This is a genomic window from Paenibacillus sanguinis 2301083 = DSM 16941, assembly GCF_000374825.1.
Lineage (GTDB): Bacteria > Bacillota > Bacilli > Paenibacillales > Paenibacillaceae > Fontibacillus > Fontibacillus sanguinis.
The window spans coordinates 1-14,084 of the sequence record NZ_KB895389.1 but is presented as its reverse complement, the minus strand read 5'-3'; the positions used below and the strand labels follow the sequence as shown (position 1 = coordinate 14,084).

The window sequence follows — 14,084 nt, the reverse complement described above, 5'->3', positions numbered from 1 at the left end:
GAACATTTTTTCTCGGCCAGCTTCCCCTGCATTAATCATAAGTTCAACATATCTGTGATGATGGCCGCCCGATATATCCTATTTATTCTTTCTGGCTTCCGTCCACTTTGCATTCAAATCCTTAGCGATATCGTCCACCGACTTACCAGCCATCATCTCCTGGCCCAGTGCCTTCACGTCAAGTTGAATCGCATTGGACAATTCCGTGTAGGCCGCATCACCCGGGATATAAATGAAGTTCTCATACTGATGCTCCGCATAGAAGGATTTGAGGAACGGCACCTCCGACTCGACGCCCTCAAAGGCGCTATCCAGTTGAGCCGCATTGAGATACTCCTTATACACCTCCGGAGAATAAAACCATTCCATAAATGCCTTCGCTTCCTCCGGATGCTTCGACGTGCTGCTGATTCCGTAGAAATGGTCGGTGAACATCATCAGCTTGAGCGGGGAATCCTCATTGGGCCGATATGGCATCGGGAAGGCTGCCAAATCATCCAGATTGCCTGCCTTGCCTTGGTAGGTAGGCACGAACCATAACCCCGAAGCCATGATGGCCGCCTGCTTGGAAATAAACAGATCATTGGCTTGGTCTGCGCCAACTCCCAGCGGGTCCGGTCCCATGACACCGGCATTATACATCTCGGCAATCTGTTGATAAGCTTGGTAGAATGGAGTGCCTTCGCCAAAGGGCGTATCTTCCTTGGCCAAGTCGCTTAAGTAATTCTCATTGTCTGATAGAATATGCGGCAGAAATTCGTTAAACGGGTAATCCGGCCAGGCATCCTTGCCACCCATTGCATAAGGAATGTATGTGCCGTCTTCCTTGATCGCCGTCAGCACCTCCAGAAATTGGGGCCAAGTGGTCGGCACCTCCAACTTTAATTCCTCGAAGATGCTTGGATGGTAATAGACCAGCTCAGGGAATGACACTGAAGGAATCGCCATCACTTTCCCGTCAATGGCATAGGTCTTGGCGTATTTGTTAGTTGCGACAACCCCCACATCATCCAGTGGAATAAGCTGATCCTTAAAATCTGCCAGCCAGTTCGGCTTCAGTTCCATCACATCGGGAAGCGCTCCGCCACCAGCCCGGACCTTGATCGCCTGCAAATAATCGCTATCACTCTTGAACGATTCGACCTCCACGCTGACATTGGGATTGACGCTGCTATATTCCTTGACCTTCTCGGTAACAAAGGTAATAAAATCATTATTGGAGTCCCACATGGCCATCTTTAAAGCGACCTTCTCTCCATTCCCCTTACTCTCTGTATTTTCCTCTCCTCCACTTGTCGCAGCCGGGGGATTTGAACCGGAGCAGCCGGCAATTACTGTAACCAGCAACATACAGGTAAGCAGCCACCCTGCCCACTTTCTTCTGTTCATCGTTTGGCCTCCCTTATAAATTTGTAATATGAATCCGTTTACAGGTTTATTATATTTCCTTTGGCTGCGCTTTCAATTATCTCTGTTTATCCTTTTCTTCTCTCTTTTTATCCTTTAAGCGCGAGTTCAAAAAGTCGGGTTTACAGGACCAAAGCTTATGCTTTCGATGTGCGTTTTTTCAAAACGCTTTAGTTGGATAAAGCCAGGGACTGAGTAGCAGAGCTACACGTTTTCGGAGAAAACGACTTCGGAAGCATGGGTACGTGAGCAACTCAAATGCTTCTGAAGGAAACATACTACGGAAGCTTCTGCTAGGCCCGGCTGAATTCAAGATTCGATGTCGAGTTTACTCCTCGAACAGCTTCGTTCTGGGAAGACGACTTTTTGAACATCCTCTTTCAATTGTTCACGGTATTCCAGCGGCGTCTTCCCCGTAATCCTTTTGAACACCTTCGTGAAATGTCCGGGGTTTGGATAACCCACCCGCTCCCCGATCTCATACAGCTTCATACCGCTTTGCAGCATCACGATAGCGTTCTCTATGCGCCGCCGAGCAACATATTCTACGAAGGTCTCGCCCATCTCCTTGGCGAAGACCTTACTGAGATAGCTTTCACTGATGCCAGCCATCTCACTGGCAAGGGTCAGGGAGAGCGGCTCGTGATAATGCCCATCGATCCATTCCTTGACCTTGGAGACCAGTCTCGGCGCCGTTTCTGCAACACGAGAGAGCGGATGCACCATCTCGGCTACCTGCCGAACCAGGCCCAGCATATAGTTCTCCACCTCCGTCAGGAAATTGAACTGTTTGAGTTGCTCCGCCGGGGATGGATTGCCTACACTGAGCTCCCCCCAGTCCAGTCCTTGGGCGCGTAGCAGTGATCCCAGTTCCCACAGCAAGGCAAGATAAGGCTGAAGGAGAACCTCAATCATGGTGTGTCCCGACTGCCTCAGACGTTCCATCCCTTCCTGTAATTCCCTCTCCCATTCCCCACTGCCCAGCTCGATATTGCGGATTAACCCGGAGATATTCCAGACCGGTGGCTTTTGACCCTGCTCCGTCTGCGCTGGTAATGCTTCCGTGAAGAATACCTCACCTCCGCCCCGAAAAAAACGGAGCTGCGCCAACAATCGTGCCTTAAGGTACCGGGATTGCCAAGCTTGCCAATGCGAGCATGGCTCCGCCAAGCCGACCGCCCCGGTGACACCGACATATTGCTGCAAATGGGAGAAGGTCTTGTGCAGCATCTCTGTCATCCGAATTCGATAAGGCTGTCCTTCCGCACGCTCCGTCACCCATAGAAGCATCGCAAACTCTCCGGGATCGACCGGCACGATGATCAGCTCATGGCCATAGCCCTCCACAACCTGGCGTACGGTATGCATAACAAACCGGGCCTGCTGCTCCAAATCCCCTCCCTGCTTTCCTCTATGGCATGGGTCCAGCAGCAAGCAACCGATTGACTGCCGGTCACGTCCCCCCGCTTCACTCCACCACTTAAGGAAGAGAAATGGCTCCGTATTCGCCGCTTTGGTTCCCTCTCCGACTTCCTCCAGAGATAACGTCTCTACAGCCACAGGAGAACCATTTGCGTGCAATCTTACGGCATTAACTAGCCAATTCTCCTTCAACTTCTGCTCCCGGGATCGCGTCTCCTGATTCCTCCGCTCCCAAGCATTCATCCGCTGATAAATCACCTCTACTGCCTTATTAATCACCGGAACGACCTTGGCTTCCTCCAGGTCGTTCTTGATCATATAATCGCTGGCCCCATACAAGAAGGCCTCTCTGACGTATTCATAGTCCGAGTAGGCGCTAAGCACGATTACAACCAGTTCCTCCATTCGCCCGCGAGCGTGGAGTTCCCGAATCAACTCTATGCCATTCATATGCGGCATCTGCATATCCACAAGCAATAAGTCAATGCCGTTCCCCTCCAGCCTCTTCAAGGCTTCACGGCCGTGAGCAGCCTCCCCGGCAATCTCACAGCCCAGCCGCTCCCACGGAATTAGTTCGCGCATAGCAATACGTACAATAGGCTCATCATCAACCAACAATACTCGAATCATCATTTTTCCTCCTTATAGAGGTAGCTGCCGTGCACATTAAATATCCTCAGGGTTCTCTTCAAGCCAAGGCAACAGCAGCTCCACTCGGGTCCCCTCGCCTTGCAGGCTGGTAATATGAAGACCATATGGTTCACCATAGTTGAGACGGATACGTTCATGCACATTGCGGAGCCCCAAGCCGCTGAAGCTCTCCTTGCTTTGTCGCTGGGAGGACAGCAATAACGGCAGCTTCTCAGCATCAATGCCTATGCCATCATCCTCAATAACGAAGCGGCAGTCAGTCCCCTGCTGCTCGCCCCAAATATAGATGTTCCCGCGCGTCTCCTTCTCGTGTAGGCCGTGCAGAATGGCATTTTCCATAATCGGCTGCAGCAGCAGCTTTAAAATGTATACATGCTCCAGTGCCGGATCGATGTCATAATGCACATCAAACAGGTCACCGTAACGGGTCTTCATAATTTGAAGATACTCCCCCAGCAAACCTATTTCCTGGCCTACCGTTGCATACATTCCGCCCTTATTCAGCGTGGAGGACAATAATCTGGTCAGGGCATCCGTCATTTTCACGATATGATCCGCCTTGGATATAGCCCCCATCAGCTTGATTGTGTTAAGTGTATTCAACAGAAAGTGCGGATTAATTTGTGATTGCAGTGCCCGGATTTCCAGCAGACGCTTTTGTGTTTCCTGATCTTTAATCTCAGCGATCAGCCGCTCCATGTTCGCATTCATTTCGTTAAATGCCGTTCCTAACACATGAATTTCCAGCGGCCCGGAAGGGGTTAGCCTTGTTTTGAGATTGCCGGTCTTAGCCTGGGACATCCCGCGGAACAAGGACAGAATCGGATTCACAATGCTATGAGTCAGTCCGTAAGATACCAGCAGGAACACGATCAGACCACCAATAGAGAACACAATCATGCTCAGGAACACACTTCTGACCTGATCAACTATTTGTCCATAAGGCACCACCTTGATGTATTTCCAGCCCAAATCAGACGTTGTATAGATGATAAAGGACTGATTACCTGCGATCTTTTTAACGTAGCTGCCCTGCTTCCCATCTAGAGCTTCCTCCAAATAGAGCCGGTCCGTGATTCCTTGCTGCATGGCAGCTACGTCATTGGCAGCAATCACATCCCCCCCGGAGCCAATCACGTATATCTCTCCGCCTTCTCCCCTGCTGGCATCCAGCCGCTCCAGAAAATCAGAGGAACGGAAGATGAAATATATCATTTCCACGTTATAAAATAATGTACTGTATTTGGGTGACACCGCTGCCGTAAAGTAATGATCTCCTTGTCCCAAGCTGCGTGCACTCTCCTGCACGCCAAACAGGCTTACCCGGTTCTTCTGCTGCTCTGCCTCTCGATACCATTCCATCGCATACAACTGCGACAGATCGAGATCCATATTTCTTTTATAGGCGTAGGAGCCCTGATTTTTAAACAGGAACAGCACGCTCACTACATCGGACGTATAGTGAAAATAATTGTTCAACTGTTTGTCCAACGACTTGCGTAGCTCGAATTGGCTTGCTTGCCCCTCGTTCTTATGAATCGCCGCAGATGTTGAGATGATTTGATCATCATTGGCGATGGCTGATGCTGTATTAATCATCATGGTGGCCTTGGCATCAAAGCTGTCAGCCTGCTGTTCAAGAGTCTGCAAGGCCTGGTTGGTCAAGTTGCCCAGCATAATAGAATTAAGAGAGCGTACCGCAAATAAAGTCACCAACAAAATCGGAATGGTAATCATCAGGAAAAAAGAGGTGTTCAAAATTCGCGAAATGCTCCACCTGTTTTTCTCGATATAGGAAACTATAAATCGCATGGCAAGCGCCCCCTCAAATCTCTGTTCACTTGAAGTGTACGGACATTTGAAATCGCTTGCAATGTTTATTTTGGTCCTTTTTTTGTCGTTTCTTATGCACAAGCAAACGAAATCACTACCTACGTCCCTCCCAGTGAACAGAAAAATGGCGACACGGAGGCTTCTCCGCATCGCCATTTTTCTGGCCTAAACCAATTTCATGAATTCATAAATTCGTGTCCAGCTTTGCCGTTCACCAGGAGCCAGCTTCACCTCAACGAACATCTCCGGCGCCACCACATGCCCATGCCCCCAGACAGCCGCCTCAGATATCGGAAGCTTGCTGAGTTCGCGTACCGCCACTCCGCTTGGCCGATGGGAAAGCTCCCACAGCCAGGGCTGCTCACGTCCATCCAGCGGCTCCAGGCAGAAATAGAAGTCCTCCGTTGGCTCACGCTCCCAGGACACTTCATTTCCTGCAAAGCGCACCCCCGCAAGCGTGGCTGGATCGTCACTCCATGGGTGGACCGGCCCAGGGAAGCGCAATACATATTCCGGCCCTACCTTATGGTCGTCTATACCGAAAAAATTGTGTGAATATTCATCGGTATCAAGCAGCTTCGTTCCGTGATTCTCTACGACATATTCCACCGTAAGCCGGCCTCCGCTAATTTCGATATGCTTCTCCATATAAGCGGCGTACCCTTGATGTTCAAGCGGCAAGGTAATAAAGCTAATCCGCTCCTGGCTTGGCTGTTCTATTCGGGTAGTGAAGCGTTGGCAGGCGTAATCTCTGTAAAACAGGTAGCCTGTATCATCGGGACGCGTAAGAAGCCCTACTCCAAGCTTCGGAAAGGCTTCACCAGGCTTGGCTTCTGTATATCCAATCGCCTTGCGAATTCCAAATTCACTGCATAAGCCGATCCCGCCCGTGCCCCCTTCGGGGGCCAAGCTCTCCTTCACACAGAAGCGATGGCCACCTTCAGCCAACGTAACCCCGGTAATGATGCCCGATCCATCAAAGCGGACTCCCGAATAGGCTTCACCCAAGCCTGCAATCTCTACCGTTAACACATCATTTTTTAACATATACGCCATCTGCTCTACCACCTTGCTATTTCTACACGCCAAGCGTGATTTCTATACGGTGAACAGCTTTATCTGACAATGCCGCAAGCTCGCGGCGCGGAATCACACAGCCTTGCCCTTGCATTTTGCAGGACAATGGCTTATTGCCCAGTGCAGCTCCCTTAAGCTTGTAATCTCCGTAATCCTTCCCCTCGGGATTGTGGAATACGATATGCAGCTTGCGATCGGCAAAGCTCGTCACTACGGATGCCTCTCCGTTAGCATCAAATTGCTCTTTTGTCAGCTTGGGCTCAATGCACAGATCGCCGTAATATCCCCTGACTCCGTAGACTTCCGTGAGCAGCGTAAGCAGCAGCCAGCTTGCTGACCCCGTTAAATAAGTATACATGCCCCGGCCCCGTTCGTTAATATATTCCGGAACCCCCGGATACATCCGGCTGTTTGGAAAGTCGGTAGACAGACGGTAGACGGAATCCAGCACTTCCTTGCCAGCCTTGACGAATCCCCGCTTGTACAAGGCATTGGCATACATCACCGTCATATGGCTGAACATGGCGCCATTCTCCTTATGTCCAAAGGCAAAGCCGAAGGCGCGGCCCAAATTCTGCTGTATCTCTCCGAAACGGGAATTAAGCCGATAACCGATCCGCTCATCCTTGAGGTAGCGGTCTACTGCTTCTGTAATACGGCCCACCTGTTCCTCCGTGGCTACCTGGCCCATGATCGGGAATACCTGTCCGGTTAACGTTATACGTACACCTTGCGGATGATCCCCTTCAACCCGCTCACCATCGTTATTGTAATAGCCGTTGAACCACTCAAGCCCGGCCTCGCTGCGAATCCACTCCTGGGTGCGCAAGTGCTTAACCATCCAGTCCGCCTTCCGCTCCAGGTCCTGGACCACCTTGGCAACCTGCAACTTCAGCTTGCGTCCGCTTACCGACGGAGTGACAGAATCATAATAACTGTTCAGCCGCTCCTGCTTGGCCTGGATACTATCGTAAGACAAAGACTCGCTCAAACTGTCCAGCAAAATGGCCATTTCCTCAGCAACTTCAATCTCCCCAATTCCCGCTGACTGCTGCAAATGGGTCAAGAGCTTGGCCAGCTCCGCCAGATTACTCGCGTAGAATGCCGTAAAGGCTACACTCTCTCCTTTAACAGGAGCCAGATCAAGCCCATCGTTCCAATCGGCTCCCTCCAGCTTGATATTCCCATGCTCTCCGACATTAAAGAACGGCACCACATTTTGCAGTAAAATATGCTCCAGAATCGTCCCTTCATACACTTCTCCGTTAGCCGCAAGCAGCTTGTTGCCTTGTTCTGGTGACCAGCTATCGTCCCTTTCCCGGCTGCGTTTGACGAACACATCTCGGAAATAGGTTTGCGGCTGTAATAAAAATCCGATATCCCCGCTTTGATGGATATACAACAGAGTCGTTAGCAGCGGCCAGGCTCCGTGATCCATCCAGACGCGGGGGATGTTGTTCCGATCAGCGATAAATTCGCCCGGCTTGCTGCCGATGATCGTGGCATTGCTGCCGTCGATGCGAACCCCCGCATAGTTGTTATACAACAGGAAGCCTACCTCTTCCGGCTCCATCACCATCAAGGCCAGGCAATCCTGCCACAGATCACGCCACCCTCGACCACCGCGTCCGTAATCATGGTAGGGCAAAAACGAATTGCCGTACAGTCGACGTAATACCGGCTGCAAGGTAACCCACTTCATCCACAAATCTTGCTCCGTATCACCGGAATGAAACGATACGACGTCCAGCTTCTGACGCCAATAGCTACGATTTTGCTCCAGAAGTTCTTCAAAGCGCTGCTCCGTCAAGTAGCGGGCCACAACCTGTTCCTGATGAATTCGCTCATCGGCAACCATCATCGCGATAACGTAGGAGACCGTCTGGCCCGGCCGCAGCTCTACATCAGCAAAGCGCAAGGCGCCAACTGCTTCATATCCCTCCAGCACCGCACCCGAAGCGACCTCTGGCGACAAGTTGGACACGACGGATTGCGGCCAATCCAGCGCTCCGCCTTCCCCTATGAAATCCTCAACGATCGGAAAATAGCCAATGGGCGCCGTTCCATCCGCTTCAGCTCCCAGCACTCCGTAAGTCATCTTATTCACCCGGTGCCCGCGCTCGTCAAAGGATAAAGCCGGCTGAACCTCAATGCCGTGGGATGAGGTATAAATCCGATGCAGCAGGGAAGTCACATGCCGATGATCTCGAAGATCATCAGCCGAGCGGCCATAGAGCGGAATCGCCGCCGTTGGTGTCAGTCTTAACGTGCCTTTTCCCGTGTTCGTCAGCCGTATTTTCATCAGCTCGACCTTATCATCCGTAACCGGAATAAAGTTAACCGTCTCGGCCTTCAGCCCAAGCTTGGTGTTCTTTCGCGTCACCGAATGCCATAAGAAGCCTGCCTTCAGCTCGGTATGGTCCTTATCCTCCGAGAATACATCGGCCTGTTGCTTCGCCGAATTGCCACCGACAGACCAAGGGCCAAAGCCTTCAGAATAAACCCAAAAATTCCGGGCCGCTTTAGAGTTGTGCAAGTCTTCCGCCGAGATAGGCTCCATCAAAAACGTATTGTGTCCGGTCGTGATCTCCCCGTGCAGATTGGGTGCAACGGCTGACATCATCCCCGCTTCATTCACTAATGGGAAGTACAGGTAGCTCGTAAGCTCAGGCTGCTCCAGTATGAATGCTCCGTCCTTCCCCTCAAACCTCCAGCCTTGGTGTTTCATGTTCGTTTCTCCCTCTCCCTCTTGATTAGGCGCATCACGATTTAACGGCTCCGGCCAGCGCTCCATCCACCAGATATTTCTGAATGAAGGTATACAGGATGATCAGCGGCGCAGCGACAATGGTAATCCCGCAGGCTAATAGCGGCCAGTTGTTGCCGTACTGCCCTTTGAACTCCTTCAATCCGAAAGTGATCGGATAATTGACTTTGCTCGGTAAATACATAATCGGTCCAACAAAATCATTCCAGACCCCGATCGCCGTCAGAATAACCCCAGTCGCAATAACCGGCTTCATCAAGGGAAGAATAATTTGGAACAGATACCGCAAATATCCTGACCCGTCCATCCCGGCGGCTTCATCCAGATCACGGCTGATCGATTTGATGTAACCGACAAACATCATGAACACTACGCCAGTACCACTTGTTTTCAAAATGATATAACCCAGCTTGGTATCGTAACCGAAGAAATCCATACTTTCCTTGAATGTCAGCATCAGCTTATATTGTGCGACCATCGGATTAGGCAGGAATTGGGACAGCAAGAAGAACAAATAAATGAAGCCACTCCATTTTACATAACCCCGCGCCACCGGAAACGCTCCCAGCACCGACACGATGATGGTAAGTACAGTCGCAACCCCGGTATAGATCACACTATTAAGAAAATAGTTGGTAAAGTTCCCTTCCGTCCAAGCGCTAATGTAGTTGCTCCATTGCACCTCTTTGACGAGACCAATCGGATTGATCAGATACTCGGGATACGACTTGAGTGAGACATTGAGTACCAGAATAAGCGGAGCAACATATAGGACCAGTAAAATCGCAATGACGGCGTAAGATAAAATCAGAAAGGACTTGGAGTTTTTCATATTAGTATTCCACCTCTCTCTTACGCATTTGCTTAACCGCAACCACAACGAAAGCAAGGATGATCAAGAACTGAATAACGGACAAAGCAGAAGGAAGACCCATCTCCAAGCTGCCGCGGAAGGTTTCCTTGTACACGTCATAGGCCATGGTTCTTGTGTTAAAGCGGCCATCCGTCGTTGCCAGAATGATATCGAAGGTCGACATCGCTCCAATGATGGAAAGCAGCATGTTCACGGTAAAGGAAGGCGAAATCAGCGGGAAGGTAATATGGCGGAAGGATTGCCATTTGCTCGTCCCGTCAATATACCCCGCCTCGTACAAATCCTTGGGTACGGTTTGTAGACCGGCCAGAAAGATCAGCATGGAATAGCCCATGTACATCCAGATTTGCACGAAAATAATGTAGCCAAATGCATGAGTGAAGCTGGAGAAGAACATATCCTTATAGCCAAACAGCCAATCGTACAGCATGTTCACCGGACCGCTTAGCGGATCGAACATCATCCCCCAGATCAGGGCAACCACAGCGACTCCCAGCACGACCGGAAGGAAAAATACGGCCCGGTAGAAATAATCGCCCCGCAGCCTTTGATTAATGAGCACAGCAACGAATAATCCCACGCCGTTCTGTAAGATCGTTACCAAAAGCATAAAGATCAATGTATTGGCAATGGAGCGCCACCGCTCCCCTGAATTTCCTGAGAAGAACAAATCATAATAATTACCCAGACCCACGAAATGAATGGGGCTTCCAGGCACGTTCTTCACATCCGTAAAAGAATAAATAACGGTCAGCATGGACGGGCCAAAATAAAATATAACGTACAATGCCAGGGGAATAAGTAATAGAAGAAAAGGGATATAACGGGCAAATCCTTTTCCAAATGGATACATGTCTCTCACCTCGCTGATCCAAATCAATAAATGATCGGGGCCCGTGAGTGCGGGACCCCGATGACAGTATGGTCTGAATGTTCCTTTACTTATTTAGGAGCTGCAGCTTCCCATTCTTTTTGTTGTACGTCAGCCAGTTCCTTCGCGGACTTAAACTCTCCTCCCGGAGCAAGGTATTCGGTATGCACGCCTTCTGCGGCAAGATGCTCCCCAACATTCTGACGGTTAATCATCATAATTTCATAGGCCAGTTCAAAATCGCCCAGGTAAGGCGTCAATTCTTTATCAATGAATTCACTGTCTGTGGAGATATTGTCTTGTGTCGGAATAAATCCGGCTGCTTTTACGAACTTCGTATAGTTCTCAGGTTGTGAGAAGAATTCCAGCCATTTTAGCGCACCTTCTTGGTTTGGACCTTTCTCAGTTACGTACCAGGTTACATCGTATTTACCAACGAAAGAAGCGTTTTTCGCAGCATCCTCTGTTGCTGGAAGCGGGAAATAACCAAACTTCAAATCAGGATTTGCCGTTGCAATGGTGGGAGCATCCCAGGATCCGTCAGCCAGCATGGCTACTTTGCCTGTAGCAAAAATGGCCGGGGCCGAAGCGTAGTCAATACCCATAAACCCATCAATCATATAATTGTCTTGCAGTGTCTTCATCTTCTCCAATACTTCTACAGCCTCAGCATCGTTGTAGGCCGTTTCGCCCTTCCAAACGCCCTCAATCCACTTCTGCTGATCGCCGCCACCCAGAATCTTGGCTTGCAGGGCAAATACTGGCATTTTCAGCGGCCACACGTCTTTGCCGGCCACACCGATCGGTGTAATGCCCTTTGCTTTCAAATCCTCACAAAGCTGAAGCAACTCGCTCCAGGTTGTAGGTACGGAAAGTCCATTTTCCTCAAAAATTTCTTTATTGTAGAACAAACCGGACATCGCTACCTTGCCTGTAGGAACCGCATACACTTTACCGTTGTAAGTACCGGCCTTCTCAATATCATTGGCGTTCCAGTTCTTAATGAACTCCTGACCGGACAAATCCGCGATCAGACCGGAATCGATCCATTGCTGCCAATCCGGCACCTTCGCACCCGGCGTCCATTCTTGCGGAGATAAACGCATCCCCGACAGATCGGCCAGAATGTCTACATCATTGGCCGTGATTCTTGCTCTCTGGGCTTGCTTGTATTCATCATCCGGACCTGTTGTCGTGTAGTCCACCTTATATTCGGGATACTGCTTCTCGAAGTCTGCGTTAATTTCTTCCATCGCTTTATTGATATTCTCTTGCTTCCAGTGAAGAATTTTAACGACTTTCTTCTCTCCGCTCGCCTTACTGCTCCCTTCTCCTTCCGAGGCTGCACTGTCGCCTTTATTACCGCCTCCGCATGCCGCCAGGCTGAGCGTCAGTGCGCTGACCAGAACCAAGACCCAAATTTTCTTCGTCATTTGCTTTGTACCCCCTACATAATTTAATGGCTTGACACCGCTTCTCCGGATTATTCTCTTTACCCGAAGAGGATTCCGAAATTTTCGTAAAAATAAAACAAATAATAATATGATCTTCATTTTAACGAAAGCGGTTTCGTCAAACATATTATTACATCATCTTTTTAGTTTGTAAAGCTCTTTTTATACGCACCTTTATCAAGCTAACACTGCAAAGAGTCTATTCACCTTGCCCTGCCTGAAAGAAAACCGAATTGAAGCAAAGTCATTGACGAATGCCGCAGGGATAGGTACACTATTTACGAAAGTTTTCGTAAACTAGCAAAACCATATTTCTGATTCAAAAGATACTTGGTTATATGTTAAGGGGGCCCTACCTTGTCGATGAATATTAAAAAAATCGCGGAAATGGCAGGTGTATCTGTATCCACCGTCTCCAAGATTATTAATAATTACAGTGATATTTCTGAAGCAACTCGAACGAAAGTTCTCGAAATTATGAAACAAACCGGATATACCCCTTCAAATTCAGCGAAAACCTTAGCTACTAAAAAGTCGAATTTGATTGGTGTTATTTTTGCGGGCAAGCTAAATGTAGATTTCATGCATCCTTTTTTTGTGGAGGTACTCAATTCATTCAAGAAGCAGATGGGCCTTCTAGGCTATGATTTACTTTTCTTTTCCAATGAGAAATTTCGTTCCTCGGATGGGGATTATTTGGCCCGTTGCCTGCATTTTCAGGTAGACGGCTGTGTGATCATTACCGGCCAGGAGGTGGAGGAATCCATTCGCGAACTGGATCAGAGCGATATTCCCTGCATTGGAGTGGATATTCAATTAAGCGGGCAGATGTCCGGATATGTTATGTCGGACAATTATAAGATGTCTTTCAAGGTGGTCGAGCATTTTTACCTTCAGGGCCACCGCGATTTAGGATACATTGGGAGTACGCTGGAGTCTGATATTTCAAATCTGCGAGAGAAAGGGTACAAGGATGCCATCGAGAGCTTTGGACTGCCACAAAACGACGCCTGGTTCGTGAATGGCACCAATTTCTTTGAGTCGAGTGGATATGAGGCCATGAAGCAGATGATCCAGGCAGGTCCTTTGCCCACGGCCATTTTCGCTGCTTCTGATCTGCTCGCTATCGGTGCCATGCGGGCTTTGAAGGAGCATCATCTACGGATTCCCCAGGACGTTGCCATCATCGGCTGTGATGATATCGAAGCCTGCCAATATACGCTGCCGCCGCTGACCACAGTTCGTCAGAATAAGGAAAAAATCGGACGCTTGGCCGCCTCCTTGCTCTATGACTTGATTAATAATCAGTCTGTAGCAAGCAACGTGGTTGTGGAGCCTGAGTTAGTCTTTCGCGATTCCTGCGGAAGCAACAGGTAATGGCTTCTTCGTTTGCAACAGTACAAAAAAACCGTCCCGGTATCATGGGACGGTTTTCTTCATTGTACGCCCAGCATGGGCGTCATCTCTAGGGTGAAAGTCCCGAGCGGGGGCTGGCAAGCGCCTACCGTTAGCCAAGGGCAAGGGTGTCCACCGTGAGGTGGAATCTGAAGGAAGCCGGAGGCAAAAGCACGGCCTGAGGTACACGAATCCAATTGGAGGCGGTTGCAGTCGGATGAGTCACCAATACATGACGAAATCCAAAGCTGCCAAGGGCTGTAGCCGTAGACTTGGGCAGGCACGGGCGGAAAGATGGCGTTCTTATCTGGGGAGGCCTGTCGGATATGCAAG

The 14,084-nt window shown here is 49.7% G+C and carries 9 protein-coding genes; 1 reads left to right on the top strand and 8 read right to left on the bottom strand.

Annotated features, from left to right (window positions below):
- Positions 1 to 78: 78 nt before the first annotated feature.
- From C557_RS23750 to C557_RS0118190, 8 genes are all read right to left on the bottom strand, one after another.
- Positions 79 to 1,389: an ABC transporter substrate-binding protein gene (locus C557_RS23750; protein WP_018753322.1), complete on the bottom strand. Its 1,311-nt coding sequence runs from the start codon at positions 1,387 to 1,389 to the stop codon at positions 79 to 81.
- A 327-nt stretch (positions 1,390 to 1,716) separates the two neighbouring features.
- Complete coding sequence (locus C557_RS0118225) at positions 1,717 to 3,462, bottom strand: response regulator (protein ID WP_083930255.1); 1,746 nt, start codon at positions 3,460 to 3,462, stop codon at positions 1,717 to 1,719.
- 33 nt (positions 3,463 to 3,495) lie between these two features.
- Entirely contained in the window at positions 3,496 to 5,292 is a 1,797-nt protein-coding gene (locus tag C557_RS0118220; protein ID WP_018753320.1) for a sensor histidine kinase, read from the bottom strand.
- A gap of 186 nt (positions 5,293 to 5,478) precedes the next feature.
- The gene (locus C557_RS0118210; protein ID WP_018753318.1) at positions 5,479 to 6,369 is read right to left on the bottom strand and encodes a hypothetical protein; all 891 of its coding nucleotides are present in this window, start codon (positions 6,367 to 6,369) and stop codon (positions 5,479 to 5,481) included.
- A gap of 22 nt (positions 6,370 to 6,391) precedes the next feature.
- A complete protein-coding gene (locus tag C557_RS0118205; protein ID WP_018753317.1) occupies positions 6,392 to 9,118 on the bottom strand; it encodes a GH36-type glycosyl hydrolase domain-containing protein in 2,727 nt (908 codons plus the stop codon).
- A 34-nt stretch (positions 9,119 to 9,152) separates the two neighbouring features.
- Positions 9,153 to 9,989 (bottom strand): carbohydrate ABC transporter permease, encoded by an 837-nt coding sequence (locus C557_RS0118200; protein WP_018753316.1) that lies wholly within the window; start codon positions 9,987 to 9,989, stop codon positions 9,153 to 9,155.
- 1 nt (position 9,990) lies between these two features.
- The gene (locus C557_RS0118195; RefSeq protein WP_018753315.1) at positions 9,991 to 10,884 is read right to left on the bottom strand and encodes a carbohydrate ABC transporter permease; all 894 of its coding nucleotides are present in this window, start codon (positions 10,882 to 10,884) and stop codon (positions 9,991 to 9,993) included.
- An 89-nt stretch (positions 10,885 to 10,973) separates the two neighbouring features.
- Positions 10,974 to 12,335: an ABC transporter substrate-binding protein gene (locus C557_RS0118190; protein ID WP_018753314.1), complete on the bottom strand. Its 1,362-nt coding sequence runs from the start codon at positions 12,333 to 12,335 to the stop codon at positions 10,974 to 10,976.
- Positions 12,336 to 12,719: 384 nt separating this feature from the next.
- Between C557_RS0118190 and C557_RS0118185 the strand changes: the two genes are divergently transcribed.
- The gene (locus tag C557_RS0118185; RefSeq protein ID WP_018753313.1) at positions 12,720 to 13,733 is read left to right on the top strand and encodes a LacI family DNA-binding transcriptional regulator; all 1,014 of its coding nucleotides are present in this window, start codon (positions 12,720 to 12,722) and stop codon (positions 13,731 to 13,733) included.
- Positions 13,734 to 14,084 lie beyond the last annotated feature (351 nt).